The sequence below is a fragment of the Jeotgalibacillus terrae genome (assembly GCF_016908195.1).
Classification (GTDB): domain Bacteria; phylum Bacillota; class Bacilli; order Bacillales; family Jeotgalibacillaceae; genus Jeotgalibacillus; species Jeotgalibacillus terrae.
Window position 1 is genome coordinate 18,976 of sequence record NZ_JAFBDK010000019.1, and the last position, 25,543, is coordinate 44,518.

A 25,543-nucleotide genomic window follows, 5' to 3' on the forward strand; every position below is an offset into this window, starting at 1 on the left:
GACCGGGTGATGGGGGTTTTGTTATGTCTGGCTGGTTGCGTCCATCTTGACTGCCAGCAATTTATAAGAAACTTTTGTGCATTCCTGTATTGGAATCCATTGGTCAAATGATTCCTCATAGATCGCCTGGATCTTCTTCGCCAGGTCACTCGGGTGATGCAGATCATGAACGGATTTTATAACTACTTCAATCTCCCCGTCATATCCTTCTTCCCCAATATTAAAAGGATCCCACTCCTGCAGGATCATCACAAGTTTTAAATTCATTTCACGAATATCCATTTGCCCCACCTAATTGTTTTGAAAAATGCTGAATCTATCATACCATAGTATTGAGAAATAGAAAGGATGTGTTTCTGATGAGTATATTTGATCAGGAATTAAAACGTAAAGGAACGTACTCAGTGAAGTGGGATATGATGAAGGATGTGTTTGGAACTGACGATCTGCTTCCGATGTGGGTCGCAGATATGGACTTCCTTCCACCGGATGCCGTTTTACAGTCAATGAAAAAACGTCTTCAGGAACCGCCATTCGGTTATACATTTGTACCGCCGGAAACTGCGAAGATTATCTCCCGCTGGCTTGAAAAAAGACATGGCTGGAAGACCAGCGCTGCCTGGTATATGTATTCACCAGGAGTTGTACCATCCATCGCTACAGCAGTCCGTGCACTCACTGAAAAAGGGGATCAGGTGCTGACAATGACACCAGCCTATCCCCCATTTTTCAGCATGGTCGAACAAAATGAACGCGAGCTCGTTCTGACACAGCTGATTGAGAAAAATAACCGCTATGAAATCGACTGGGATGATTTATCGGAAAAGCTTAAGCACGTTAAGATGTTTCTGCTCTGCAGCCCTCATAACCCTTCAGGCAGAATCTGGACTGAAGATGAGCTGAAAAAGATCTCTGATTTGTGTAATCAGGAGGGTGTATATCTTGTATCGGATGAGATCCACTCTGACCTTGTGTACCGCCATGCAAAACACGTACCTGCTGCATTAGCTGGTGACAACGCACCGCACATCATCACTTTTGTAGCACCGTCCAAAACATTTAACCTCGCAGGAATGCAGGCTTCAGCGATTATCGCTTCTGATGAAGAAGTGCGTAAAAAGCTGCAGGAGGATCAGGGGAAACAGGGTTTCTTTACGCTGTCAACGTTTGGTATCACAGCAATGGAAGCCGCTTATTCTGACGGTGAAGAGTGGCTTGAACAGCTGATCGACTATCTTGAAGGCAACCTTGAGATCGTCCGTAGAGGAATTGAGGACATTGATGGCCTTTACCTGATGGAACCTGACAGCACTTATCTTCTATGGTTCGATGCCAGTGAAAAGGGACTGAGCGAAGATGAAATGAAAGAAGCCCTTTATCAGAAAGCGAAGCTCGGTGTGGATACAGGTGAAAAATATGGTAAAGGCGGAGAAGGCTTTATCCGTATGAATATCGCCTCACCTCGTTCGATGGTTGAAGAAGGAATGGCGCGTTTGAAAAAAGCGTTTGAGTAGGTGGTGGTTAGGTGCGGGACAGTGAAGGTCTTATTTTGGCTGGTGAAGGTCGTATCACAGCTGGTGAAGGTCGTATTGTGAGCGGCCAAGGTCGGATCGCCGCCTCCGAAGGTCGTATCCCGCCCAGCGAAGGTCACGTCCCCACCCACCCGACACACAAAAAAGCCGGAACGCAGCAAACGTGCTGTGTTCCGGTTTTTTTAATCAGGAATGCGTATCCTTACGATTCAGTATCTCTTCCTCAAGCTTTTTCGTTTCCTCCGCCTGACGTTTTGATACACGCACGATCCATTTATAAGTAAAATAAGTGAATAAAACAAACAGCAGCAGCCATAATCCGGCTGGTAAATACTCGGATTTATCTTCCGGGAAGTATAGGAAAAGTTGTAAGGTCAACCATTCAATAACCACCTGAGGACCTCCTTACATCTGTTAGATGTCTCAATTATAACAGTCGCTCATGTAGACTTCACGTGAACAATTCGTGTACGCTATTCTTCGATTGTGATTGATTCAATCACGATTTCTTCTTCCGGCTGGTCATTTACCGCCTCTGCTGTGGCAATTGCATCTACAACGTCCATACCTTCAATAACCTGTCCAAATACGGTATGGGCATTATCAAGCCAAGGTGTTCCTCCGCGTTCCTTATAGATCTCGATTGTCTGTTCAGGAAAACCTGCTTCCTCCATCTGAGTAATCATATCTTCCGGAACTGTATCTGCCTGTACAATGAAGAATTGGCTTCCATTTGTATTTGGACCAGAGTTCGCCATTGACAGCGCGCCTCTCATATTAATCAGAGAAGGATCAAATTCATCTTCAAACGGTTCACCGTATATACTTTCCCCACCTGCACCTGTTCCTTCAGGGTCACCGCCCTGAATCATGAAGTCTTCAATTACGCGGTGAAAAGTCAGCCCATCATAATAACCATCTTCCGCGTGAGTGATAAAATTCTCAACCGCCTTAGGTGCCTGGTCAGGGAATAATTTAAGTGTAATCGTTCCTTCAGATGTTTCCATCGTTGCAACCGGCTCGTTGTCAGCAGCCTCCGGATCTGTTTGCGGATACCCTTCAACAACCGTATATTCAGGTTCTGCGGCAGCATTTTCCTGCACGTCTTCTTCCTCAGCTGAATTGCAAGCAGAGAGTATCAGTGTAAAAGATAATAGTAAAAGTGCTTTTAATTTCATCAAATCATCGCCTCCACCTAATACTTTAGTCTAATGAAAAGAAAAAATCATCATTTTACGTTAAACTTGTGTGAAAGGAGTGAAAAATTAATGAATCTTGTGAAAGCTTTTTATAAAACAGGTGCTTATATTGGAGAAGTGGATCAGGTACATACAGATGTTCAGGTGATCAAAATAAAAGGTGTTCTGAAGCATCCTGAACAGGGGGATCTTCATAACCCGAAACAAACAGAGGTTCCTTTTTTCCACGAAAGAAAGGCACTCGCCTTTAACGAACGGGCTAATATTCCCACTTCCATGGTAAAGCCTTATGATGGAGAATTGATTGATTATAATGAAAGCCTGATTCAGGCGGTTCAGAAACTCGAGGAGAAACTGCAGAGTGAGGAAACTGATTTTAACTCAAAATGCCTTGAAGCCTTAAACGGGGTAAAACGCGAGTATGAATTAATGTATAACCTGACATTTTGACGAAAAAAAGAACCCTTGACCGGGTTCTTTTTTTACTGGGCGAGAAACTCCCTTAGCGCTGAGAAATCGACGCGGTCTCCGATGGTTGTTGATTCTGAACGGTTCAGATATTTTTTGTCTTTTTCAACAAGCTGGTAAATGTGGTAGGTTGTCATTGCATCATCAAGTGCTTTATGATGTCTGCCGGTTCCGTCTTTTCCATACTCCTGAACAGCTTTCCAGAGTCCAGTCTGATTTCTGTCACCGAAAAAGCGTTTATACTCCATTGAAAGATCGACAAATTCACCTGAGAAAGGAAAAGGCAGTTTTGCAACCTGGCAGTTATGCTTCAATACCTTCATATCCATATTGCCCCAGGTGACGACTTTACAGTGCCCGGCATCATTATACTGTTTCAATTTTTCAACGAGCATATGCAGGGGTATGCCTTTATCCACCTGTTGCTGACTGATATTGAGAAAATTTTTGCACCTGCGGGTCAGCCGTTTGAATACTCTGGGCCTGACATAGCTTGAAAACTGCTCTTGCTTTCCCCTGTGCACAGCAAGCAGTCCCACTTCAATAATTTCAGGAAAAAAACCTTTATGCCCCCTCCCCTCCGGCATAGAGAATTCGAAGTCGATAAATACGGTTACTTCCTCTGACATCACGTGATCCCTCCTTTGCATGCAACATGTGCATAAAATATTGGGTTTATTATACCATGCAATGGATAAATGTTTATAAAAAAGTCTGAATTTTCATACGACAATTTTTGTGACACGAAGTTGCAGGATGATCTCTATCCTGTATAATTACTACGTTACACGAAATAAATCAGGCATGATTGAAGAAGGTGTTTGAAATTACTGTCGAAAAGAAGAACTTGATCATTATGTGGGTGGCAAACTTCATGGTGGCGGCCAGCGCTACAATGATACTGCCTTTTCTATCACTATATATCGAAACAATGGGTAACTTTACAGATGAATACGTTCAGAAATGGTCAGGACTTGTGTTTGGCGTAACATTTCTGACTGCATTTTTTGTCTCTCCGATCTGGGGCAGATTCGGTGACCGCTTTGGTTATAAGCCGATTCTGATGATTACCGGATATGGAATTGCCTTCAGTATTTTTATGATGGGATTCATTGATTCTGTTTTCGGGTTATTTATTTTAAGAATGTTTATGGGTGTAGTCACAGGTTTTATTCCAACCTCTCTTGCCCTTATCTCCTCACAGACACCAAAGCATATTGCCGGCAGAACGCTCGGTACGCTTCAGATGGGTACGGTCACAGGAGGGTTATTCGGTCCGATTCTTGGCGGGTTGATGGCTGATGCATTCGGATTCAGCTATACATTTATTATTACAGCAATCAGCATCTCTCTTGCTGCCACAGTTGTGATGGTTGGGATTTCAGAAAAGAAGAAATCTGCCGATAAAAAGAATGAGAAGACTTATACAAGAAAAGAAGTATTCAGGCATATTCTGAATCAGCGCATGCTATTAACTGTCATGGTGCTGTCATTTCTTGTACAGATGGCAAACTTCAGCATTCAGCCGCTCCTCGCTCTGTATGTTGGCGGTCTGACCAGTGCAGCAAATATTGCTTTTTTATCGGGTCTGGCATTTTCAGCAACTGGATTTGGTAATTTAATTGCTACACGCGGCTGGGGCAAGCTGGGTGACTCTATCGGATATGAAAAAGTTTTAACAATCCTACTCATTTTATCAGCTGCTTTTATCATTCCACAGGCTCTTGTCACAGAGCTCTGGCAGCTGGTCATCTTAAGATTTATGTTCGGCATAGCGATCGGCGGAATTATTCCGAGTGTGACTGCTTTTATCAGACACGCTGCACCTGTATCCATGCAGGGTGAGGTGCTTGGCTATAATCAAAGCTTCAGATTTCTCGGGAATGTTGCAGGCCCCGCGTTCGGTGGTCTGTTATCAGGATATATCGGAATCTCTTCAGTTTTTTATGTAACAGGTTTCTTATTTCTAAGTGCCTTTGGACTCCTCTGGTGGAGCCGCCGCGTCCTGCCCGGATATTAGCAGATTCAAAGAAATGGAGAATTGCACTATGCGTATGACACTTGGCTTTACAGGCATACTGCTTCTATTGCCGCTTTGCATTTACCTGTGGATCGGAATGGATCACGAAATGAAGACGCAGGCTGCTTTTCAGGAAGCTGTATCTGACAAAGTTGATGTAAATAATATTGAAAAGAATGAGACAAGCTTCCTTCTTGATAAAGATGGCAACCGTTTTGCACAAGGTAACAGCGGTGTCAGACTGTATGCTACAAACGATGAGATCCCTCAGTTTCTTAAAGATGTCACCGTCTATTCCGAGGATCAGAATTTCTATGATCATATCGGATTTGATGCCGGTGCGATTATTCGTGCTGTTGTAAAAAACCTGGTCTTCACCCATATTCAGCAGGGTGGAAGTACCATTACACAGCAGCTCGCACGCAACCTTTACTTATCACAGGATAAAACGTATAACCGGAAAATGACTGAACTTTTTTATGCAAACGAACTTGAGAAGAAAATGTCTAAAGATGAAATCCTGTCTGCTTACCTGAACATTATTTATTACAGCAATGGTGTATACGGTATTAAAGGTGCTGCTATGTATTACTTTGACAAAGGCCTGACGGAACTGACAAAAGCAGAAATGGCTTTCCTTGCAGCAATTCCAAATAATCCTTCAAAATACGACCCTTTCAGTAATTTTGAACAGGCGAAAGAACGTCAGGAACGGCTGCTTGATATTTTAGTGCTTGAAAATATGATGAACGCTGAAGAAGCAGAAGCATTGAAAGCTGAATCCATTACGCTTCATCAGTATGAAAACAAGGATCTTTACCCGGATTATGCGGTGTATGCGGAATATGAACTGAAGCAGCTGATTGCAGTGCAGGAAGGGTTCAAAGACCGGCTGGCCCGCGCTGAAAAATCTTCTGTTAAAGAGCAGATCTATCAGGAGCTTAATCAACGCACGAATGAAGTGCTCGGTTCCGGGGTTATGATCCATACAGCACTCGATCCTGCACTGCAACAGAAAACAGTTGATGCACTGAACCGTAATCTGCCTTATGAAGGTGTGGAAGGTGCCGCTGTGCTGATCAATAACAGTTCCAGGGAAATTGTTGGACTGTCCGGCGGTAAAAATTATCAGAAGTACAACTTTAACCGTGCTTATCAGGCTGTAAGACAACCGGGCTCAGCGATTAAACCGCTGCTTGTATACGCACCATATATCGAAACATTTCAGCCATTTTTAACACAGACTGTTGATGGAGGCAGTCTATGTATTCAAAGCTACTGTCCTGAAAATTACGGTGGTGTGGAATATGGCGATGTCTCCCTATCCAGAGCATTTTTACTGTCATTGAATACACCCGCTGTAAGATTGTTAAATGAAACAGGTATTGAAAATTCTTTTAAATATCTGAATGCATTTGAATTTTCCAACCTGCAGCCCGGTGATCAGACACTCGCAGCTGCTACTGGAGGCTTCACCTATGGTATGTCTCCGCTTGAGCTGACAGATGCTTATACGAGTTTCATAGACGGCAGTTACAGACCTGCACGTGCGATCAGAATGGTTACCGATTCAAGCGGCAACGTTCTGTATCAGTGGGAAGACAAGCAGATTCCCGTCTGGTCGGAACAGACCACTGTTAAAATGAGAGAACTTCTGAACACTGCAGCAGTATCAGGTACCGGCAGCCCTGCTTACCTGAATAAGCCCTATATCGGCATCAAAACCGGTACGACGAATGAATGGGCCGACTACTGGACAGTCGGTCTCACCGATCAATATACAGGCGGCGTATGGGTGGGTCATGACCTTCCTGAGAGTATGCTCAGTATTGAAACCGACCGCCCAGCTCACTTGATCTGGAAAGATATGATGCGGTAACGATAACACCCCTCACGCTTCGAGCGTGAGGGGTGTTTCATTTTATTTCTTAGTTACGTTAAAGACCAATGGGGTTTTAGCAAAGTTGTTGATTGCAGCGGAAGGGGGACGACTCCAGCAGGAGAATCGTGACAGGTGATATCCCCAGGCGAAGTCGGGGAGGTACGATTGAACCGGAGCCAAAAGACGGCTCATGTGGAAAGCGTTCCCCCTGAAGCGGAAATCAACAGCCCCCTTTAACAGAGACTATTTCTTAAGAAGGCAGCTGCTCAAGAATCGGCAGACTTGCCAGCAGACCGTTATACAGCCTGATCACTACATAAAGAACAGTCGAGATCAAAGCAGCCCAAACGGTAATCTCAAAGAGGATCACACCAACAGTGCCTCCTGCCGACAAAGTCGTACTGACTTTCAGTACAAAATACACAAAGTACACACATGACGTCACCACAAAAATCAGCAGCAGTCCTCTCAGTGAAGACAGGCTGATAATTGTCACAAGTGATCCGAAGAAATAAATCAGTGAACCTGATCGGACACGGGTAAGTGCCTCCCCTTCTTTATCCCTTGAAAAAAACAGCAGTGATACTTCATTCACCGTTTCTGCAATCAGCTTCAGTGCAGCAAATATCATAAAGAAGACGATCATTAACACAATTAAAATAAATATCTTCAGTTCAAGATCAGAAAGAAACTCTCTCATTCCGGCATAAATGCCGATCCCTCGAAATAGTTCAGTCAGCACACCTACAAAATAAACTGAAAATGATAGGCTGAACATTAATATTGAAAATAAAGGAAGGTATCCTGTTAAGTAAGTGTTTTTCATCTGTGACTCTCCCGGCAATTAATCTATTCACATCATAATCTTTTCCGGTCATTTTTTAAAGGAAATTCCAGAAGATTCTAGATTTCCCCTCCACAATTCGACACGATTTCTTAAAAATTTTATGTCAGCCGACCGCTTTCTTCCTATTTAACAGATGAAGTCAAAGCCTGTTATACAAGTGATTCCATTATGCATATAGCGTACTTTTACGTTATACTTACTGTTATACGAAATAAAAAAGGTACACATCACCAGGGACTTCCGTGTAAGGCGAGAGTCCTTATTTAAATGTGTGACAGAGAATGTTAGGAGGGGTCTTCATTGTCGCTGCTTCACTTAGCCATCTTACTGCCCTTCATTGCGGCGGTAATCGTCCCTTTTTTATTTAAGGGATTCCGTTCTATTCATACGGGATGGTTCGTTTTGCTCGTTCCGCTGGCACTGTTTATTTACTTTATACAGTACATGCCGGTAACAAGCAGCGGACAAACAGTTTCACAAACTTTCGAGTGGATTCCATCACTGGGAATTAACTTTACCGCTTATGTGGATGGATTGGGTCTTCTATTTGCCCTGCTGATTACAGGGATTGGATCACTTGTGGTTCTCTACTCCATTTACTATCTGGCAAAAGAAAAAGAAGCACTTCATAATTTTTACGTGTATTTACTCATGTTCATGGGTGCAATGCTAGGTGTTGTTTTATCTGACAACATGATTGTACTCTACATGTTCTGGGAATTTACATCCATATCATCATTCCTGTTAATCGGATATTGGTATGATAAAGAACGTTCACGCTATGGTGCTCAGAAATCTATGCTGATTACCGTTTTTGGTGGACTTTCAATGCTTGGTGGTATCGTACTGCTGTACATAATGAGCGGTACTTTCAGCATTCGTGAATTAATTGGAATGTCAGGAGAGCTGATGGCTGATCCATTATTCCTGTTTGCGATGATTCTGATCTTACTTGGTGCATTCACAAAGTCTGCACAGTTTCCTTTCCACGTATGGCTGCCGGATGCAATGGAAGCTCCTACACCGGTTTCTGCTTACCTTCACTCTGCAACAATGGTTAAAGCGGGTATTTATCTTGTAGCCCGCATGAGCCCTGTTTTTGCAGAGTCAGGCCTCTGGCTCTGGCTGGTTGCCGGGTTTGGTATCTTCACTTTATTCTGGGGATCCTTTAACGCAGTAAAACAGACTGACCTGAAGGGAATACTTGCCTTTTCAACTGTCAGTCAGCTCGGGCTGATCATGTCCTTACTCGGACTTGGAGCAGCTGCACTGCACTTTGATACGCTTGACGAAAATATGTATATGACAGCAACCATTGCTGCTGTTTTCCATTTGATTAATCACGCTACTTTTAAAGGAAGCCTCTTTATGATGGCAGGTATTGTCGATCATGAAACAGGTACACGTGATATCAGAAAACTCGGCGGATTAGTCAATCTGATGCCGATCACATTTACCATTGCGATTATCGGTTCATTCTCGATGGCAGGACTTCCGCCATTTAACGGATTCCTGAGTAAGGAAATGTTTCTCACAGGTATGATTTCAGTTTTTGAACTCGATCTGTTCAATTTGAATACATGGGGCATTTTGTTCCCTGTACTTGCCTGGGTCGCGAGTGTATTTACATTTATCTACAGTATTATGCTTGTATTTAAAACGTTCTTAGGAAAGCCTCAGTTTGATCAGCTTCCTAAAAAACCGCATGAAGCACCAATCGGGATGCTGATCTCACCATTGATCCTTGTGACACTGGTAGTCGTTTTCGGTTTCTTCCCGAATCTGCTTTCTAACACAATGATTAAGCCTGCTGTAGAAGCCATTCTTCCAAGTCTGCCGGCTGCAGGTCAGGAAGTATATGTGGATATCTACTTCTGGCACGGGTTCAAACCTGAATTATTTATGACACTCGGCATAATCCTGACAGGCACGCTGATGTATGCAACACTTGCAAAATGGCAAGGTATTTATAACCGGATTCCTGAACGCTTTACGATCAACGGTGTGTATGACCGCGGACTTGACGGAAGTGAATCAGGCAGTTTTAAACTGAATGAATTCTTTATGACTGGTTACATGAGGTCATACCTGATTTACATTTTCGCCTTTTTTGTGGCTATTCTGTTATCCACACTGACTGTAAGTGATGCATTCGTTATCGATACGTCAAATCTTGCAGAAATCAGAATCTATGAAGTTGTACTTGCCATTGTCTTAATTGCAGGTGCCATTACGATCCTTTTTGCAAAATCACGCCTGACATCTATTGTCCTGCTTGGCGTAGTTGGTTACTCTGTTGCTTTGTTCTTCGTATTCTTCAGAGCACCGGACCTTGCACTGACACAGCTTGTCATTGAAACAGTATCAGTTGCACTGTTCCTGCTATGTTTCTATCATCTGCCTGAGATCAGCAGAAAAGAAGAACGGATGAAGTTCAAAATGGGGAATGCCGTTATTTCCATTCTGGTTGGATTAACGGTGACACTCATTGGTATAGCTTCGTTCAGCAATGGTCAGATATTTGAATTTGAATCCATTTCCCAGTATCACATCGATAATGTGTATGAGCTGGCTGCAGGTGGAAATATGGTCAATGTTATTCTCGTTGACTTCCGTGGCTTTGATACACTGTTTGAGATCTGCGTACTTGGAATTGCTGCACTTGGTATATATGCAATGGTTAACTTCCGTGGCGTCAGGAGGGAGAAAAGATGAAGAATAAACCGAATGATCTGATCCTCCAGACTGTTACAACGATGATATCTTTTATCATCATTTTATTCTCTATCCACCTTTTCTTCGCCGGTCATTATACGCCAGGCGGAGGATTTATCGGCGGATTGATGACAAGTGCAGCGCTTGTTCTGCTGCTGCTTGCTTATGACATTAAAACGCTGAATACAATTCTGCCTTTTAATTTCCGGATGATGACAGCTGCCGGTCTGTTGATTTCCGTTTTAACCGGTGCTGGTGCATTGTTATTTAATCAGCCGTTTCTCACACACGCATACGACTATTTCGAGCTTCCGCTGTTAGGCAAGACATCACTTCATACAGCTGTGCTGTTTGACATCGGCGTGTATCTGGTCGTAATCGGTGTAACAATGACCATTATTCAGACGATAGGGGAGAGTGAATAATGGAAATCTTAATGTCGATCGTTGTAGGAATTTTATTTATGTCTGCCGTATATCTGATTTTGTCTAAAAGCCTGCTGCGCATCATAATCGGCACTGGACTTCTCAGTCACGGTGCCCATCTTCTGCTTTTGACGATGAGTGGATTGAAAACAGGTGCTGCGCCGGTTTTAACAGACGGGGTAGAATCGTACACTGACCCGCTGCCACAGGCACTTGTTCTGACAGCAATCGTGATCAGCTTCGGGGTTACGGCATTTTTCCTGGTACTTGCCTACCGGACTTATCAGGAACTTGGAACAGATAATATGGAAGAAATGAAAGGGAATGACTCAAATGATTAACTTACCGTTACTGCCCATTCTCATTCCGCTTTTATCTGCTGTACTATTGATGTTCTTCCCGAAGCGAATCAAAGTGCAGCGCATCATTTCAATGGCCGGAATTGCCGGGACGATCATTGCTGCGATTGTGCTTACAGCAGAAGTAAAGGCAAATGGGATTCAAACTTTAAACTTAGGGGACTGGCCGGCACCATATGGCATCACACTGGTGTCAGATATGCTCTCAGTTCTGTTGGTCTTAACATCCAGCATCCTTACGTTTTTTATCGTATGGTATGCGATTATTTATCTGGATGATGCTTATGAAAGATATTTCTTCTACACTGGCGTCATGTTTCTGTTAACAGGAATCAACGGCGCTTTTACGACAGGTGATATTTTCAACCTGTTTGTATTCTTTGAAGTATTTCTGATTGCTTCTTACCTGCTGATTGTATTAGGCGGGAAAAAAGGACAACTCAGGGAATCTATTAAATACCTGCTGATCAATGTGATTTCCTCAGCGTTGTTTGTCACAGCAGTCGCTTATTTGTATTCAGTGGTAGGTACGCTGAATATGGCTGATGTCTCACAGCGTATTGATGAACTTGGCAGCCCGGGCATTATTACGGTGATTGCGATTTTCTTTTTAATCGTATTCGGGTTAAAAGGAGCGATCTTTCCACTGTACTTCTGGTTACCGGGCTCCTACAGTGCACCTCCGATTCCAATTCTTGCGCTGTTCGGTGCATTATTGACTAAAGTCGGCGTCTATTCAATCATGAGGACGTATACTTTATTCTTTTATCACGATCAGGGATATACGCATCAAATCCTTGCTGTCCTTGCATTGTTAAGTATTGTTGTGGGTGTAATCGGAGCGATTGCTTACAGGAATGTGAAAACGATTATTATTTACAACATTGTCATTGCTGTCGGTGTTATTCTTTACGGCGTCTCAGCAATGACACCGGCAGCACTTGAAGGTGCAGTGTTCTATCTGCTGCATGATATGGTGATTAAAGCAGCACTGTTCCTGCTGATTGGCATTATGATCGCCATTGCAGGAGCGAGCCACCTCAATCAGATGGGCGGTATGATCAGGGATTATCCGCGCATCGGCTGGACTTATTTTGTCGCAGCACTTGCACTTGCAGGTATTCCGCCGCTCAGCGGATTCGTAGGAAAGCTGCTGATTGTACAGGGTGGCTTTGAGACTGGAGATATGGTCGGACCATTACTCGTTCTCTTATCAAGTCTGATGGTACTGTATTCAGCAATGAAGATCTTTATGAATGGCTTCTGGGGAACGCCAAAAGAGTATCACGGAGAAAAAGCTCACCTTGCAAACCGCCTTTGGGTGCCTGCTGCAGCATTAGTCTTAATTGCCATCGCATATGGCGTAGGATCTGAAGCAGTATATCCATTCATCCAGATGGCGGTAGAACCACTCATCGATCCTGCAGTCTATATTGAAGCAGTGTTAAAGGAGTAATGTGATATGCCATTTCAAATTCTATTAAATTTCTTTTTAGCGTTCCTTTGGATGTTTTTAAGCAGTTCATTCAGTGTATCGAGCTTTATTATCGGGTACTTTCTTGGCATTGTTGTGATCTTTGCTATGAGACGCTTCTTCCAGTCGAGACTATATATTTACAGGATATGGGCAATCATTAAGTTAACGCTTCTCTTTTCGTACGAGCTGATCAAGGCGAATATTGAAGTGCTTGTGATTGTCCTAAGGCCCAAGATGAATCTTGAGCCGGGGATTTTCAAGTATGACACAAAGCTCGAGCATGGATGGGAAGTAACCCTCCTTTCCCTGCTGATCACACTTACGCCAGGAACACTCGTCGTGGATGTAAGTGATGATAACGGGACACTTTATATTCATGCGCTGAACGCCTCTGATATTAAAGGAAATGTAACATCAATTCGGGAAGGCTTTGAAAAAGCCATTATGGAGGTGAGCCGATAATGCTGAATATGAGTGTGTATATTGCGCTTGTCGCGTTTGCCATTGCCATGATTGGAATTGTATACCGTGCCATTAAAGGCCCATCTACAGCAGATCGGGTGGTCGCACTGGATTCACTCGGTATCAGCCTGATTGCAGTGACAGCACTGTTTTCAATTCTGCTGCGCAGCAGTGTGTTTCTTGAAGTCATCCTGCTGCTTGGTATTCTTGCCTTTATCGGAACAGTTGCCTTCTCAAAATATATTGAGAAAGGAGCGATTGTAGACCGTGATCGACATAAGTGAGTTTTTTATCGCCGCATTTATTTTAATTGGTGCCTTCTTTGGCGTCGTAACAGCGATCGGACTTATTCGTTTACCTGATCTCTACACGCGTACACACGCTGCTTCAAAAAGTGCAACACTCGGCGTCATGTCTGTACTGATCGGTGCGCTCCTATTCTTTTTAACGGAAGAAGGTTTGTTTAATTCACGGATCGTGCTGGGGATCTTTTTCGTATTAATTACGGCTCCAGTTGGCGGACACCTTATTGCACGTGCTGCTTACAATACTGGTGTTAAGCTTGCACCGGAGACTGTGCACGACGATCTTGCTAAAAAAGAACAGTATGAATCCAAGAAAAAGAAAAACTCATCCAGGGATTAATTCCCGGATGAGTTTTTTGATTCATATAATGTCTGATCAAACGAACCATCTTCCTTGTAGACTTCGAGCTGACCGCCATGATCTGTCACATAAGCCTTTGCCTTTTCTTCAAGACCGCTTTTTGTATCTTCAACATAGATCGCTTTATCTGATCCTTTTTTAATCAGCTGCCAGCCATCATTATGTTTTTTCATCTGATACGTATCCTGATCATCTTTTTGAACTGCCTGCTTTGCTTTATCAGTGGCAATGGCAATGACACGGCTTTCATCATAATTCTGCTCTCTCAATAAAGCATTTCCAATTTCAATTGCTTTATTTCTGACATCAGGATCAAGGTTGTTCCAAGAGTCCGGATAATCGTTTTTATCCCACGGCATGTTCATTCCTCCTTAAGCTGGATAAAGTGTTTGTTCATTCTTTTCCACGTAAGGAAGGAATTAAACACTACTTCCGTTTCGGCACGACCGCTACAGTACACCGTGAAATGCAGATTAACTCGTTCTCTTCATCTACAATTTTGATTTCCCACACCATCGTGGTCTTTCCTTTATGTATGATCTCAGCAATACCTGTCACTATACCTTCTTTTTTCGCTTTGATATGATTTGCATTGATCTCAAGCCCGAAGCAGCTGTATTCATTCAAGTCGACCATCGCCGCTGAGCCAACGCTTGCTACCGTTTCAGCGAGTGCGACTGATGCACCGCCATGTAAAAAGCCAAATGGCTGATGCGTACGCCCGTCTACCGGCATTTCACCGACTGCCTTCCCCTTCTCCACACTGATCATATTAATCCCCAGTGAATCCATTAATGTTTCTCTATTCCAATCCATTTTCTCTCCCCCTTTTTTCTATCTTCTCTCAGTGGAGGTGGGTTGGCAAGGGTTTGGTATTTTGAGTTCGGGCGTGTGGGCGTGTTCGGCGGAAAAACCGTGATGTTCGTTGGGAAATGAGGTTGGTTCGGCGTAAAATGTGGCTTGTTCGACACTTAAAAGGTTTTGTTCAACACTTAAACGCTGATGTTCGCCACTTAGTAACTTTAGACCCATCCGCCATATCATATAAAAAAGCTCTGACACAAAGTCAGAACCCCATACAAACTTATAAAACCAGCGCTGCAATCCAGCCGAACAGCACAAGCGGAATATTGTAGTGTAAAAATGTCGGCACACACGTATCCCAGATGTGATTATGTTGCCCGTCCGCATTCAGACCGGCTGTCGGTCCAAGCGTACTGTCAGAAGCAGGTGATCCTGCGTCACCAAGTGCGCCGGCCGTACCAATCAATGCGACTGTTGCAAGCGGACTGAAGCCGAGTTCAAGTGACAGTGGAACGAAAAGTACAGCAATGATTGGGATCGTCGCGAATGAAGATCCGATGCCCATTGTCACAACCAGACCAACAATCAGCATTAATAGAGCACCGACTGCTTTATTATCGCCAATCAAATCTGCTGCGCTATTCACAAGACTTTCAACTGCGCCGGTCTCTGTCATCACAGCAGCAAATCCGTTTGCTGAGATCATGACGAAGCCGATAAACGCCATCATCTTCATACCGTCAGTCATCAGCTGGTCCTGATCTCTCAGCTTCACTGTACCCGTAACAAAAAGAACAGCAAGACCGATTACTGCACTGAACACCATTGACTGGAAGACTGACTGCACAACGAGTGCTGCGATGATCGCAATGATTGTGACAATCAGATCTTTTGTCGTGATTGTTTTAGCGTCTCCATCCTGCAGTGATACTTTACGGTTTTCATATTCACGCGGCTTACGGTAGCTGATGAAAACTGCTACCAGCAGACCAAGTACCATTCCGGCAGTCGGGATCAGCATGGCTGTTGGAATTACATCCATATCGATCGTTAATCCACTCAATTCCATATTGGTTGCAATCGTATCATGGAAGATCTGGCCGAATCCGTACGGCAGCAGAATATAAGGTGCCGTCAATCCGAATGTAATGATTGTCGCAATGAGCCTGCGGTCAATACCAAGTTCATTCATTACAAGCAGAAGCGGCGGAATGAGGAGTGGAATAAACGCAATGTGCACCGGCACGATATTTTGAGACATAATAGAAATAGATAAAATAGCAAGAATGATCAGTACTTTAGGAAGCGCTTTTGCTCTTGGCTCCCCTTCCCTGCTTACAGCTGCAACGATTTTATCAACCATCAGCTTTGGCAGGCCTGTGTAGGAAATCGCAACGGCAAATCCGCCTAACAGTGCATAACTGAGCGCAATATTCGCACCTCCGCCAACACCTTCAGAAAACACAGCGACAGTTTCTTCAACAGACAGACCGCCAATCAGTCCGCCGACTGCAGCACCAATAATCAGTGCAGCGACAACGTTGACTCTGATCAGACTTAAGATCAGCATAATGATTACAGCAATGACAACAGCATTCATATATTGTAACTCCTTTTCAGATAATTCTTTACTCTGCTAAACAGGTAACGTATTAAAATACCTTTCATACATTAACAGAATAAAAGCAGTGTTGTCAATTGGAGAACACAAAAAAGAGGAATGCCAGAAGACACTCCTCTTTTTCATATTTTTTATTTCTCTATTTTCTCAAGTACAAACTGCTCTGACAGTAGCGCAAGGGTTCTTGCCATAGCGCCAGTTCCGCCTGCAGGTCCCAGCAGGTGAGGAGATTTTGTGGTAGCAGTTCCTGCAATATCAAGGTGTACCCATGGTGTGCCACCGGTGAATTCCCCGATGAATGCACCTGCAAATAATGCATGACCATCACGGCCAGGTGAGTTATTCAGATCTGCAACCGGGCTGTTTCGTACCCGCTTGCGGTCACCTTCTGTATAAGGCAGCTGCCAAATGAATTCTCCCGCTTCAACTGATGCTTCAAGTACTTTTTCAAAAAGTGCCTCATTATTGGTAAGTGCCCCTGTTTTATCAAGACCGAGTGCTACGACTACACCGCCAGTCAGTGTGGCAACATCAACAAGATAATTCGCTCCGTGCTGTTTTGCATACGTTACTGCATCGGCAAGTACAAGACGGCCTTCAGCATCCGTATTGAGCACTTCAATCGTTTTCCCGCTCATTGAAGTAATAACATCATCCGGCTTGAATGCTTTATGACTGATCATATTATCAGTTGCAGCAATGACAGCCATTACATTTTGCTCCGGCTTGAGTCTGCCGATGATCTCCATTGCGCCAAGTACTGCTGCTGCACCACCCATATCCGCCTTCATGCCGACAATACCGTCTTTAGGCTTAATAGAGTAACCGCCAGTATCAAATGTGATCCCTTTACCAACAAGGGCAAGTACGTCTTCCCACTTGTCAGTTGCCTGATGCTTCATGACAATCATACGCGGTGGAATCTCAGAGCCCTGATTAACTGCGAGCAGCGCGCCCATACCCATTTCTTCAATTTCTTCTTTGCCAAGAACCTCGATCTCAAAATCATGGCGTTTAGCCATTTCGATTGCGTACTCAGCCATTTTCACTGAGGTTAAAAGGTTGGAAGGCATATTAACGAGCGTTCTCGCTTCGTTTGTTCCTTCTGCAAGGGCAAACCCTACTTCAAGTGCTGCTTCGATTTCCTGCACGTCACCCTGCGTGTAGATGTTCACTTCATCAAGCGGTACGTCAGGTACGTTTGACTTCTTTTTATATCCTTCGAATTCATACATCGCTAGTGTAATGCCTTCAATAAATGCCTGTGCAACATCTGTTGCATCAAAGTCTTTTCCTTTAAAAGAATCAAGTGCAATGGCAAGTGTTGAAACCTTTTTCTTTTTCAGAGTCTTGCCAAGCGCACCAAAGCTTTCTCTCAAATCTTCAAAAGTCAGGTCCGCTTCCTTGCCAAGTCCTGTGAAAAGAATTCTCTTTGCAGCTAAAGCCCCCATTGTAGGTAATACGGTGACCTGCTTAAGCTTTGTTTCAACATCGCCTTCTTTAATCAGGTCAGTAAGCCCGCCTTTCATCTGATCATCCAGTTCTTTTGAAAAACCGGATACGACAGGCTGATGCCAGACCCCTGCCGCTAAATAATCGTGCTGATGTTCAAGCACGCTGTCATTTGTATGTATCGTCCATTTCATTAAAAAACACCTCCATTTATAAGTATACTGTAAATTCTGTGATAATTCGATCACCGAACATTTTTGAAAGCTTGAAATATGGTATACTTGCCTCAAACTCCCGCCTTTTGAAAGGATGAACATACGTCTATGGAAATCTTCAGCAACTTTCCTCTTTGGGCTTCATTATTTGCTATTTTATTTGCACAAGTTGTGAAAGTACCGATTCAATTTATTGCCTCGCGAAAAGTTGACTGGTCACTTGTTACCTCAACAGGCGGCATGCCAAGCTCCCATTCTGCAGCAGTCACTGCACTTGCAACAGGTATTGCCCTTGAAAATGGCCTTTCATCACCGGTTTTTGCCCTGGCAACTGTGTTTGCGATTATTACAATGTTTGATGCAACAGGCGTCCGCTTTCAGGCCGGGGAACAGGCTGCTGTGATCAATCAGCTGATGCGGGATTTTAATAAGTTTGTTTCTGATGCAAAGGGCTGGCAGAATAAAGATGAAGAAGAAAAACGTAAAGAGTTAAAAACGCTGCTTGGTCATAAACCGATAGAAGTATTTTTCGGCGGACTTACAGGAATATTTTTAACACTACTGGTACATTATCTGATTACGTTATAATTCGGGAGGTTTTCTGAATGAGAATAGTATCACTTTGCCCAAGTAATACTGAACTTACTGCGTACCTTGGCCTGACTGACTACATTGTTGGTGTGGACGACTTTTCAGACTGGCCGCCGGAAGTTAAGCAACTTGAACAGCTTGGACCCGATCTTTCGATTGATATCGATAAAGTGGAAGCTTTACAGCCTGATCTGATTCTCTCATCACTGAGTGTACCCGGTATGGAGAAAAACATTGAAGAACTTGATCGGAGAGGTCTCGAACATCTCTGTCTTAATCCTCAATCCCTGGATGACATCTTACAGGATCTGATATCACTTGGACATGCTGCCGGAATTCCGGAACGTGCGGAAAAGGTTTCAGAAGCGTTTAGAACAGTGATTGACGATTGCAGGAAAGCTGCTGAACAAATTACAGAGCCTCCAACGCTATATTGGGAATGGTGGCCGAAGCCTGTTTTTACACCAGGCGGCATTAACTGGCTGAGTGAGATCAGCAGGCTTGCAGGCGGCATCAATGTGTATGAATCAGTTGAACTGGCGAGTATTCAGACTGACTGGGCGGATGTAGCAGCAAAAAATCCGGATGTCATCTGTATGGCCTGGGTCGGTGTACAGCCGCGTAAAGTAAACCCTGAAATTATACATAAGCGGCCCGGATGGACTGAACTAGAAGCTCTTAAAAATAAAGAAGTCCATGTCCTTGAAGAAGCCCTTTATTGCAGACCTTCCCCACGATTGCTTGAAGGATTAATCAAGCTCGGCAGGATTCTGCACCCTGAGCATTACAAATCGATTGAACTGCCTGAGATCTTACAGCTCAAATAAAAAAGTGTCGCTCAGCGCGACACTTTTTTATTACCGATTATTCATTTCAGCAAATTCTTCCTCAGTCAATGTACCGTCGCCTTCTTTCAGCACGTACACCTCAACATCCTGCTTACCCCACTCATTAAACACTTCATCTACTGTATCAAAATACAGATCTATGATATTTCCTTTAATCGCACTGCCGGTATCAGCTACAACACCATAGCCGTAACCGGGAATAAACATCACAGTCCCGATTGGAAATACTCTTGGATCCGCTGCAATCGTTGAATAAAGATCTCTCTTTACCTGAATACCTGAAAACGTAATACCATATAGAGGATCACCAGGTTCTTTGCCTGTTGATTCGATTCCTGCAGTATAACCAGTTGCCGTTACCGTTTTAGACGGATTATCAACGACATGCTGCGGAACAGCTTTATTTATATTGCCCTTCATTTTAGAAGCAATTAACTTAAATGCTGTATCTTGCTCCGACAGACTTTTTGATGCCAGTGACAGCTCTCTGTCCTGAAGCATTCTCATATCCTCAACAATCGGAACCAGCTCTTCAGACGGCATTGCAATTGACCAGCCCTCTGCTGCAGCTTTGTTTTCGTTCGTGATAAATAATGAAGCAAATCCTGCAAGAAGAATACCTGCAGATATTTTAAATAATTTAGACATACCATCTACTCCTTCCAAATACGGTTATTCCCTCTATGACAAAAGTTAATCATCTATGACGAAAGCCTTAATCCTTTGAATTGACTGACAATTAAAAAAGCTCCACCTAATCCGGGGAGCTTTAGAACATTCGGTAACCCTGCTTACGGAGCCATATCATTACAAGTCCTGCAATGATTGCGCCTGCCATACCGCTTGATAAAATTAAAATATCCGCTGGTGCCAGCGAAACAAATCGGGTACCGAGTGCTGAGAAAGATTCTCCCGGTTCACGAAAATACTCAATGAATCTGACTTCATCGACAATAAGTACTGTAATAACTGGATAGATTACAGCCATGATCCATGTCATACGTAAAAGCATATTTAATAAAAAGCCGATCCCGAAAAATAACACGAGAAACAGCATCATTGAAATTAAAAGTTCAGCCAATCCAAATGCAGCCAAATGACACACCTCCATGTTCACTAGAACAGTGTACATCACTTGGTAATACAGTGCAATGCTCCTGTTTGAACGTTCAATTTAGTGACACAAAGTCAGGTTTGTACAGCAATGGATTGCTCGAACATGTCGCTGTTTTGGATCGGGATGTAGTAATCCTTAATCAGCTTGTAGTGATACGCCCGGGTTGTAGCTTTCCAGTGTTTTGAATGTCATATCCGGTTATCTGATATCCGCTTCCCCAAGCATAGAAAAACCGGATGCTTCCGGGGCATCCGGTGTATCATTTATTTTTTACCTTCCCCGCCGCAATTCGGGCAAGTTTCTGATCCGCCTAGTCTTAATTGAAAATATCCTTTACCTGAGCAATAGCTGCAGTTTGTTTGTTTCTTCATGTGAAGCACCCTCTCTTCTGATGTATTGAGAGTACTATAGCACGGACGCTTTCGTACTGAAAAGCGCCAAAATTGATGAAAAGAAGCCATGTAAGCGAATACATGAGCCTGTTTCTTCCTTTTTCTTTAATTATCAGAAAATTTAGAACTGTGGGTAAATTTCGCAATTTGTTCACATTTACATTTCTAAACTATGCTATTAAAAAAACAAATGATATTTCGTATACCCGAACTGATCACCGGGGTTGGAGTGACGGTTGATCTCCAGCGTGGCTGCTTCTTCATGATCGATCATAACCGGAATCATAGATGAAACATCCGGGTGATCTCTCAGTTCACCTTTATCTATCCATGCCGCCTCTGCAATTTCCTCTTCGGGAACCTGCAAAACTTCCTCTTCATTGACTGCCTTCATGACAAAGATAATCATATTATCACTGACCGTATCTTTCAGCACACCGCTTCTGAAGCCGGCTACTTTGATCACTTCAGCTGTAATACCCGTCTCTTCTTTCACTTCTCTGACTGCAGCCTGATCAGCCGTTTCCCCTTCTTCCACGAAGCCGGCAGGGATTGACCACATGCCTTTTAATCCGCCGTATTTCTTTTTGACCACAAGCCATTCACCTTTACTGTTTTCAATGACGCCTGCAGCGCCAAGCCAGACTTTTCCCCTTTTCATATTGCCACCCCTTATATATGTAGAAAAAAGAGCAGCCTCAGCTGCTCTTTTTATTAAAACATGTTCAGCTTACCTTTTTTGAATACAAGTCCAGGACCACCGAGAATATATAGTGCACGGTTGTCGATGACTTTTTTCATCATAGCAGCTTTTTTACCTGTAATCTTACGGCCGAACACTTCACCGATTGCTTCATTTTCTCCGAGTGAGCACACTGTACCTTTCAGATCAGGTGTGAATGGCTCAAGCTCATCGCCTTTGAATAGTGCAACCAGATTATGTGCAGTGTGTGCACCCTGCTGCATCGCGATTTGGGCTGTTGGCGGATATGGACGCTCTGTCTGTGCGTTGATCATTAATGCACAGTCACCAACGATGAATACATTGTTGTGTCCAGGTGCACGAAGATCAGGATCTACTTTGATACGTGCACGCATGTTATCGAAGCCTGCTTTTTCGATGATTGAGTTACCGCGAACGCCGGCAGCCCATACAACAGTCTTAGCAGGGATTTCTTCAAATACATCTTCACCTTTTTTGATTTTTACACCCTCAGGCGTAGCTTCAGTCAGTGGTGTACCGATAGAGAATTCGATTCCCTTGCTCTTCAGGTAGTTCACTGCATACTCAACAAGCTCTTCATCAAATCCTGGAAGAACCATTGGTGCAGCTTCTACACACAGAATGCGGACAGCTTTAGGATCTACATCGTACTCCTCACAAAGCTCAGGCAGACGGTCAGCCAGTTCTCCAAGGAATTCAATTCCTGTGAAGCCTGCTCCCCCTACGATGATTGTCAGTCTTGAAGGATCTTTTACTTCTTCAAGGCTGTACGTTGCGAATTGATATTCAATATGATCACGGATCTGACGTGCTGCTTTCACGTTGGCAATAGAAAAAGCGTGTTCCTTCAGTCCAGGGATACCAAACGTTTCCCCTTCGAAACCTAAGCCGACTACAAGATAGTCGTAGCTGATTTCTGAACGGTCTGTAATCACTTTTTGTGCTTTTGTATCAATGTTTTCAACAGTCGCCTGAACAAAGTTCACTTTCCCTTTATCAAGGACGCCGCCGATATCATAGCGTACAGCATCAGGAGCCATTGTTCCTGCCGCTGCTTCGTGCAGCCATGTTGATTCGTAATGGTAATCATTCTTGTTAACAAGAATAATGTCTGCATCGTCTGCATTCACAAGCTTCTGAAGTTTTGTAATAACGGATAATCCACCGTATCCTGCTCCTAAAACAACCACTGTAGGTCTTTTCAATTGGATCACTTCCACCTTTTTAATATGAGATTACGATGCTTTTAAGGCAGCAACGCTTGCCCTTATAAAAGATTGTGAAATTGTTCACGAAAATGAACATCATACTTCTTCTATTGAATCTTCATCTTTATCAATCATATTCTTTTTTTCTTCTTATTTCAAGGTTTTCTGCACAAATATGAAAAGTTAATGTCTTCCTCCAAAAGTCTGAAAAGTATCGCAATAGAGCCTCAGGAAAGGTTAATGTAGCCTGTCCTGTGTTACACTACATGCAAATCAGCTTTGTTGGAGGGATTTCAAGATGAAGGAAGATACTTCAGTTTATGATATTACAGTAATCGGTGGCGGTCCGGTCGGTTTATTTACAGCTTTTTATGGCGGCATGCGCCAGGCAAGTGTAAAACTGATCGAGAGTCTCCCACACTTAGGCGGGCAGCTGACTGCTTTATATCCGGATAAATATATATATGATGTTGCAGGCTTTCCTAAAGTGAAAGCTCAGGAGTTAGTTGATAACCTGACAGCCCAGATGTCACGTTTTGACACTGAAATCAGACTTGGTCAGGAAGTAACACACGTTGAGAAACGTGAAGACGGTGTATTTGTATTAACAACACCTGAAGAGGTTCATTACACAAGAACAATCATTATTACTGCAGGAAACGGTGCATTCCAGCCGAGAAAGTTAAATCTTGACGGACTTCATGATTTTGAAGAAAAGAACCTTCATTATTTCATTGAAGATCTGTCTAACTTTAAAGACCAGGATGTTGTGCTGCTTGGCGGCGGCGATTCTGCAGTTGACTGGGCGCTGATGCTTGAGCCTGTTGCGAAATCTGTCACGCTTGTCCACAGACGCGATACATTCCGCGCACATGAAGCGAGCGTTGAGCAGTTAAAGCAATCCAGTGTAAATGTCATGACACCTTATGTTCCTGTCGGTTATCAGACAATGAATGACAATATTCAGTCTCTGACTTTACAAAAGGCTAAAGAAGAGGAAACGACTGTTTTAAATTTTGATCATCTGATCGTTAATTACGGTTTCGTTTCATCTCTTGGTCCGATTAAAGAATGGACGCTTGATATTGAGAAAAACTCGATTGTTGTCAATTCAAGAATGGAAACTAATATTCCAGGTATTTATGCAGCAGGTGACGTGTGTACGTATGATGGAAAAGTGAAGCTGATTGCTTCAGGATTTGGTGAAGCACCGACTGCTGTGAATAATGCAAAAGCTTCCATTGATCCAAAAGCACGTGTTCAGCCGATGCACAGTACGTCTATGTTCAGCTGATCATCCGTTTAGCGAAAGCTGTGCCGGGTATAATAATGAGTATTAACTAATTTTGGAGAGTGATACCATGCATGTACTCGTAATAGGCGCAAACGGCACAACCGGAAGAATAACGGTTAAAAAACTGGCTGAAAGTGAACAGCATCTGGTAAAAGCGATGATCCGAAAATCAGAACAGGCCGGAGATATGGAAGATCTCGGTGCAAGGCCGATTATTGCCGACCTGGAGCAGGCATTCAAATACGCCTTTGAAGATGTGAATGCAGTTATCTTTGCAGCAGGTTCTGGTCCTGATACAGGAACGGATAAAACGACGGCCGTAGATCGCGATGGAGCGATTAAAGCAATCGACTTTGCCAAAGAAAAAGGAATTGAGCGCTTCATCATGCTCAGCTCAATGGGAGCAGATGACCCGTCAATTGCCGGTGACAGTGATACATTCCATCACTACCTGCAGGCAAAGCATGATGCAGACGTGCATTTAAAACAGAGCGGTTTGAATTATACAATCGTCCGCCCTGGCGCACTGACAGATGATGAAGCTACAGGTAAGATTGATGTATCGGAAGAAATGAAACACCGCGAAGGCGAAATCACGCGTGAAGATGTAGCGGCTGTGCTCGTGGAATCCATTCTCTGCACAAACCTTCATCACAAAACGATTGAAATGGTCAATGGTGACCATCCGATAAAAGATGCTTTAAAAGAAATCTAAAAAATCGCCGGCACGTGATGTGCCGGCGATTTTTGTATTTAACAATTTTCTGGTGTACCTGTTTTCGTAGCCGTTCTGAATGATGAACCGCAACCACATGAAGCAATTGCATTAGGGTTTTCAATTGTAAAACCGCCGCCCATGAGTGACTGTTTGTAATCGATCTCAGTGCCATTCAGAATATCAGCGTCCTGCTTGTCAACAATAACCTGAATACCGTAATGCTCTTCGATTTTATCAGTGTCACCAAGCTCATGCTCAAACCCCATGCCATATGAAAGTCCGCTGCATCCGCCGCCTTTGATGGCTACGCGCAGATATGCATCCTCTTCTTCAGCCTGCTTCATCATATCTTTCACCTGAAGCGCTGCAGCTTCTGATAATTTAATGATATTTGCCATTTCAGCACCTCCAACGTTTTTGACTGATTTTAGTATATCGCTTATTTCAATTCCACTCAACCGATTCAATTCGAGTACATTTTATCAGACAGGGTATAGGAACATATAA

The 25,543-nt window shown here is 43.4% G+C and carries 30 protein-coding genes; 15 read left to right on the forward strand and 15 right to left on the reverse strand.

Annotated features, from left to right (window positions below):
• Positions 1 to 21 precede the first annotated feature (21 nt).
• On the reverse strand, positions 22 to 282 hold the full coding sequence (locus JOD21_RS15680; RefSeq protein WP_204730532.1) for a DUF1871 family protein: 261 nt from the start codon (positions 280 to 282) through the stop codon (positions 22 to 24).
• A gap of 77 nt (positions 283 to 359) precedes the next feature.
• On the opposite strand from JOD21_RS15680, the gene JOD21_RS15685 reads away from it, so the two are divergent.
• On the forward strand, positions 360 to 1,514 hold the full coding sequence (locus JOD21_RS15685) for a MalY/PatB family protein (protein ID WP_204730533.1): 1,155 nt from the start codon (positions 360 to 362) through the stop codon (positions 1,512 to 1,514).
• Between the two features lie 204 nt (positions 1,515 to 1,718).
• Here JOD21_RS15685 and JOD21_RS15690 read toward each other — a convergent pair whose 3' ends face one another.
• Positions 1,719 to 1,925 carry a hypothetical protein gene (locus JOD21_RS15690; protein WP_338032913.1) on the reverse strand — a complete coding sequence of 69 codons (207 nt, stop codon included), beginning with the start codon at positions 1,923 to 1,925 and terminating at the stop codon, positions 1,719 to 1,721.
• An 80-nt stretch (positions 1,926 to 2,005) separates the two neighbouring features.
• Positions 2,006 to 2,710: a peptidylprolyl isomerase gene (locus tag JOD21_RS15695; protein WP_204730571.1), complete on the reverse strand. Its 705-nt coding sequence runs from the start codon at positions 2,708 to 2,710 to the stop codon at positions 2,006 to 2,008.
• A 90-nt stretch (positions 2,711 to 2,800) separates the two neighbouring features.
• Between JOD21_RS15695 and kapB the strand changes: the two genes are divergently transcribed.
• The gene (gene kapB / locus JOD21_RS15700) at positions 2,801 to 3,181 is read left to right on the forward strand and encodes a kinase-associated lipoprotein KapB (RefSeq protein WP_204730534.1); all 381 of its coding nucleotides are present in this window, start codon (positions 2,801 to 2,803) and stop codon (positions 3,179 to 3,181) included.
• Between the two features lie 32 nt (positions 3,182 to 3,213).
• Here kapB and kapD read toward each other — a convergent pair whose 3' ends face one another.
• Complete coding sequence (kapD, locus tag JOD21_RS15705; RefSeq protein ID WP_041123012.1) at positions 3,214 to 3,828, reverse strand: 3'-5' exonuclease KapD; 615 nt, start codon at positions 3,826 to 3,828, stop codon at positions 3,214 to 3,216.
• A 197-nt stretch (positions 3,829 to 4,025) separates the two neighbouring features.
• Between kapD and JOD21_RS15710 the strand changes: the two genes are divergently transcribed.
• Both JOD21_RS15710 and JOD21_RS15715 read left to right on the forward strand, forming a co-directional pair.
• Positions 4,026 to 5,219 carry an MFS transporter gene (locus tag JOD21_RS15710; RefSeq protein WP_338032914.1) on the forward strand — a complete coding sequence of 398 codons (1,194 nt, stop codon included), beginning with the start codon at positions 4,026 to 4,028 and terminating at the stop codon, positions 5,217 to 5,219.
• Between the two features lie 28 nt (positions 5,220 to 5,247).
• Complete coding sequence (locus JOD21_RS15715; protein ID WP_204730535.1) at positions 5,248 to 7,098, forward strand: transglycosylase domain-containing protein; 1,851 nt, start codon at positions 5,248 to 5,250, stop codon at positions 7,096 to 7,098.
• Between the two features lie 253 nt (positions 7,099 to 7,351).
• Here the strand turns inward: JOD21_RS15715 and JOD21_RS15720 are convergent, their stop codons facing one another.
• On the reverse strand, positions 7,352 to 7,927 hold the full coding sequence (locus tag JOD21_RS15720) for a DUF5366 family protein (protein ID WP_041123014.1): 576 nt from the start codon (positions 7,925 to 7,927) through the stop codon (positions 7,352 to 7,354).
• Positions 7,928 to 8,248: 321 nt separating this feature from the next.
• On the opposite strand from JOD21_RS15720, the gene JOD21_RS15725 reads away from it, so the two are divergent.
• Genes JOD21_RS15725 through mnhG form a run of 7 tightly spaced genes read left to right on the forward strand, consistent with a single transcriptional unit; the run spans position 8,249 to position 14,031 of the window.
• A complete protein-coding gene (locus JOD21_RS15725; RefSeq protein ID WP_204730536.1) occupies positions 8,249 to 10,663 on the forward strand; it encodes a Na+/H+ antiporter subunit A in 2,415 nt (804 codons plus the stop codon).
• Positions 10,660 to 11,088, forward strand: coding sequence for a Na(+)/H(+) antiporter subunit B (locus JOD21_RS15730; protein WP_204730537.1), 429 nt, complete (start codon positions 10,660 to 10,662; stop codon positions 11,086 to 11,088). The genes JOD21_RS15725 and JOD21_RS15730 overlap by 4 nt, the downstream gene beginning before the upstream one ends.
• Positions 11,088 to 11,429, forward strand: a complete 342-nt coding sequence (locus JOD21_RS15735; protein ID WP_204730538.1) for a Na(+)/H(+) antiporter subunit C — start codon at positions 11,088 to 11,090, stop codon at positions 11,427 to 11,429. The genes JOD21_RS15730 and JOD21_RS15735 overlap by 1 nt, the downstream gene beginning before the upstream one ends.
• Positions 11,422 to 12,903 carry a Na+/H+ antiporter subunit D gene (locus JOD21_RS15740; RefSeq protein WP_204730539.1) on the forward strand — a complete coding sequence of 494 codons (1,482 nt, stop codon included), beginning with the start codon at positions 11,422 to 11,424 and terminating at the stop codon, positions 12,901 to 12,903. The genes JOD21_RS15735 and JOD21_RS15740 overlap by 8 nt, the downstream gene beginning before the upstream one ends.
• Before the next feature lie 6 nt (positions 12,904 to 12,909).
• Positions 12,910 to 13,386 (forward strand): Na+/H+ antiporter subunit E, encoded by a 477-nt coding sequence (locus tag JOD21_RS15745; protein WP_204730540.1) that lies wholly within the window; start codon positions 12,910 to 12,912, stop codon positions 13,384 to 13,386.
• Entirely contained in the window at positions 13,386 to 13,670 is a 285-nt protein-coding gene (locus JOD21_RS15750) for a Na(+)/H(+) antiporter subunit F1 (protein ID WP_204730541.1), read from the forward strand. Before JOD21_RS15745 ends, JOD21_RS15750 begins: the two co-directional genes overlap by 1 nt.
• Entirely contained in the window at positions 13,654 to 14,031 is a 378-nt protein-coding gene (gene mnhG / locus JOD21_RS15755) for a monovalent cation/H(+) antiporter subunit G (protein ID WP_204730542.1), read from the forward strand. Before JOD21_RS15750 ends, mnhG begins: the two co-directional genes overlap by 17 nt.
• On the opposite strand, the gene JOD21_RS15760 is transcribed toward mnhG, so the two are convergent.
• The 4 genes from JOD21_RS15760 to JOD21_RS15775 all read right to left on the reverse strand — a co-directional run bounded on the left by JOD21_RS15760 (position 14,028) and on the right by JOD21_RS15775 (position 18,123).
• Positions 14,028 to 14,411, reverse strand: coding sequence for a DUF2188 domain-containing protein (locus tag JOD21_RS15760; RefSeq protein WP_204730543.1), 384 nt, complete (start codon positions 14,409 to 14,411; stop codon positions 14,028 to 14,030). The two genes, mnhG and JOD21_RS15760, sit on opposite strands and share 4 nt — an antisense overlap.
• Positions 14,412 to 14,478: 67 nt before the next feature.
• Positions 14,479 to 14,868 (reverse strand): hotdog fold thioesterase, encoded by a 390-nt coding sequence (locus JOD21_RS15765; protein ID WP_204730544.1) that lies wholly within the window; start codon positions 14,866 to 14,868, stop codon positions 14,479 to 14,481.
• A 268-nt stretch (positions 14,869 to 15,136) separates the two neighbouring features.
• The gene (locus tag JOD21_RS15770; RefSeq protein ID WP_204730545.1) at positions 15,137 to 16,456 is read right to left on the reverse strand and encodes a Na+/H+ antiporter family protein; all 1,320 of its coding nucleotides are present in this window, start codon (positions 16,454 to 16,456) and stop codon (positions 15,137 to 15,139) included.
• A 152-nt stretch (positions 16,457 to 16,608) separates the two neighbouring features.
• Positions 16,609 to 18,123, reverse strand: coding sequence for a leucyl aminopeptidase (locus JOD21_RS15775; protein WP_204730546.1), 1,515 nt, complete (start codon positions 18,121 to 18,123; stop codon positions 16,609 to 16,611).
• Between the two features lie 129 nt (positions 18,124 to 18,252).
• On the opposite strand from JOD21_RS15775, the gene JOD21_RS15780 reads away from it, so the two are divergent.
• Both JOD21_RS15780 and JOD21_RS15785 read left to right on the forward strand, forming a co-directional pair.
• Positions 18,253 to 18,732 carry a divergent PAP2 family protein gene (locus JOD21_RS15780; RefSeq protein WP_204730547.1) on the forward strand — a complete coding sequence of 160 codons (480 nt, stop codon included), beginning with the start codon at positions 18,253 to 18,255 and terminating at the stop codon, positions 18,730 to 18,732.
• A gap of 17 nt (positions 18,733 to 18,749) precedes the next feature.
• Positions 18,750 to 19,562: a cobalamin-binding protein gene (locus JOD21_RS15785; protein ID WP_204730548.1), complete on the forward strand. Its 813-nt coding sequence runs from the start codon at positions 18,750 to 18,752 to the stop codon at positions 19,560 to 19,562.
• Between the two features lie 30 nt (positions 19,563 to 19,592).
• Here the strand turns inward: JOD21_RS15785 and JOD21_RS19515 are convergent, their stop codons facing one another.
• From JOD21_RS19515 to JOD21_RS15810, 5 genes are all read right to left on the reverse strand, one after another.
• Complete coding sequence (locus JOD21_RS19515; protein ID WP_275579606.1) at positions 19,593 to 20,231, reverse strand: 3D domain-containing protein; 639 nt, start codon at positions 20,229 to 20,231, stop codon at positions 19,593 to 19,595.
• A gap of 121 nt (positions 20,232 to 20,352) precedes the next feature.
• Positions 20,353 to 20,643, reverse strand: a complete 291-nt coding sequence (locus JOD21_RS15795; protein WP_239581643.1) for a YuiB family protein — start codon at positions 20,641 to 20,643, stop codon at positions 20,353 to 20,355.
• Between the two features lie 320 nt (positions 20,644 to 20,963).
• Complete coding sequence (locus JOD21_RS15800; RefSeq protein ID WP_160289522.1) at positions 20,964 to 21,071, reverse strand: YuiA family protein; 108 nt, start codon at positions 21,069 to 21,071, stop codon at positions 20,964 to 20,966.
• Positions 21,072 to 21,270: 199 nt separating this feature from the next.
• Entirely contained in the window at positions 21,271 to 21,753 is a 483-nt protein-coding gene (locus JOD21_RS15805) for an NUDIX domain-containing protein (RefSeq protein ID WP_204730549.1), read from the reverse strand.
• 53 nt (positions 21,754 to 21,806) lie between these two features.
• Positions 21,807 to 23,021, reverse strand: coding sequence for an NAD(P)/FAD-dependent oxidoreductase (locus tag JOD21_RS15810; RefSeq protein ID WP_204730550.1), 1,215 nt, complete (start codon positions 23,019 to 23,021; stop codon positions 21,807 to 21,809).
• Between the two features lie 301 nt (positions 23,022 to 23,322).
• Between JOD21_RS15810 and JOD21_RS15815 the strand changes: the two genes are divergently transcribed.
• Positions 23,323 to 24,318 (forward strand): NAD(P)/FAD-dependent oxidoreductase, encoded by a 996-nt coding sequence (locus tag JOD21_RS15815; protein WP_204730551.1) that lies wholly within the window; start codon positions 23,323 to 23,325, stop codon positions 24,316 to 24,318.
• 67 nt (positions 24,319 to 24,385) lie between these two features.
• A complete protein-coding gene (locus tag JOD21_RS15820) occupies positions 24,386 to 25,033 on the forward strand; it encodes an SDR family oxidoreductase (protein ID WP_204730552.1) in 648 nt (215 codons plus the stop codon).
• A gap of 38 nt (positions 25,034 to 25,071) precedes the next feature.
• On the opposite strand, the gene JOD21_RS15825 is transcribed toward JOD21_RS15820, so the two are convergent.
• A complete protein-coding gene (locus JOD21_RS15825) occupies positions 25,072 to 25,434 on the reverse strand; it encodes a HesB/IscA family protein (RefSeq protein ID WP_204730553.1) in 363 nt (120 codons plus the stop codon).
• Between the last annotated feature and the right edge of the window lie 109 nt (positions 25,435 to 25,543).

Bases quoted from the DNA above. Each gene is read 5' to 3' on its own strand.
- JOD21_RS15825 (WP_204730553.1), bottom strand. From the start codon at position 25,434: ATGGCAAATATCATTAAATTATCAGAAGCTGCAGCGCTTCAGGTGAAA.
- JOD21_RS15730 (WP_204730537.1), top strand. From the start codon at position 10,660: ATGAAGAATAAACCGAATGATCTGATCCTCCAGACTGTTACAACGATG.
- JOD21_RS15800 (WP_160289522.1), bottom strand. From the start codon at position 21,071: ATGAAGAAACAAACAAACTGCAGCTATTGCTCAGGTAAAGGATATTTT.
- JOD21_RS15770 (WP_204730545.1), bottom strand. From the start codon at position 16,456: ATGAATGCTGTTGTCATTGCTGTAATCATTATGCTGATCTTAAGTCTG.
- JOD21_RS15775 (WP_204730546.1), bottom strand. From the start codon at position 18,123: ATGAAATGGACGATACATACAAATGACAGCGTGCTTGAACATCAGCAC.
- JOD21_RS15695 (WP_204730571.1), bottom strand. From the start codon at position 2,710: ATGAAATTAAAAGCACTTTTACTATTATCTTTTACACTGATACTCTCT.
- JOD21_RS15760 (WP_204730543.1), bottom strand. From the start codon at position 14,411: ATGCCGTGGGATAAAAACGATTATCCGGACTCTTGGAACAACCTTGAT.
- JOD21_RS15745 (WP_204730540.1), top strand. From the start codon at position 12,910: ATGCCATTTCAAATTCTATTAAATTTCTTTTTAGCGTTCCTTTGGATG.
- JOD21_RS15685 (WP_204730533.1), top strand. From the start codon at position 360: ATGAGTATATTTGATCAGGAATTAAAACGTAAAGGAACGTACTCAGTG.
- kapB (WP_204730534.1), top strand. From the start codon at position 2,801: ATGAATCTTGTGAAAGCTTTTTATAAAACAGGTGCTTATATTGGAGAA.
- JOD21_RS15795 (WP_239581643.1), bottom strand. From the start codon at position 20,643: ATGATGCTGTTTCTCGTGTTATTTTTCGGGATCGGCTTTTTATTAAAT.
- JOD21_RS15780 (WP_204730547.1), top strand. From the start codon at position 18,253: ATGGAAATCTTCAGCAACTTTCCTCTTTGGGCTTCATTATTTGCTATT.
- JOD21_RS15750 (WP_204730541.1), top strand. From the start codon at position 13,386: ATGCTGAATATGAGTGTGTATATTGCGCTTGTCGCGTTTGCCATTGCC.
- kapD (WP_041123012.1), bottom strand. From the start codon at position 3,828: ATGTCAGAGGAAGTAACCGTATTTATCGACTTCGAATTCTCTATGCCG.
- JOD21_RS19515 (WP_275579606.1), bottom strand. From the start codon at position 20,231: ATGTCTAAATTATTTAAAATATCTGCAGGTATTCTTCTTGCAGGATTT.
- JOD21_RS15805 (WP_204730549.1), bottom strand. From the start codon at position 21,753: ATGAAAAGGGGAAAAGTCTGGCTTGGCGCTGCAGGCGTCATTGAAAAC.
- JOD21_RS15815 (WP_204730551.1), top strand. From the start codon at position 23,323: ATGAAGGAAGATACTTCAGTTTATGATATTACAGTAATCGGTGGCGGT.
- JOD21_RS15765 (WP_204730544.1), bottom strand. From the start codon at position 14,868: ATGGATTGGAATAGAGAAACATTAATGGATTCACTGGGGATTAATATG.
- JOD21_RS15735 (WP_204730538.1), top strand. From the start codon at position 11,088: ATGGAAATCTTAATGTCGATCGTTGTAGGAATTTTATTTATGTCTGCC.
- JOD21_RS15785 (WP_204730548.1), top strand. From the start codon at position 18,750: ATGAGAATAGTATCACTTTGCCCAAGTAATACTGAACTTACTGCGTAC.
- JOD21_RS15715 (WP_204730535.1), top strand. From the start codon at position 5,248: ATGCGTATGACACTTGGCTTTACAGGCATACTGCTTCTATTGCCGCTT.
- JOD21_RS15820 (WP_204730552.1), top strand. From the start codon at position 24,386: ATGCATGTACTCGTAATAGGCGCAAACGGCACAACCGGAAGAATAACG.
- JOD21_RS15680 (WP_204730532.1), bottom strand. From the start codon at position 282: ATGGATATTCGTGAAATGAATTTAAAACTTGTGATGATCCTGCAGGAG.
- JOD21_RS15740 (WP_204730539.1), top strand. From the start codon at position 11,422: ATGATTAACTTACCGTTACTGCCCATTCTCATTCCGCTTTTATCTGCT.
- JOD21_RS15720 (WP_041123014.1), bottom strand. From the start codon at position 7,927: ATGAAAAACACTTACTTAACAGGATACCTTCCTTTATTTTCAATATTA.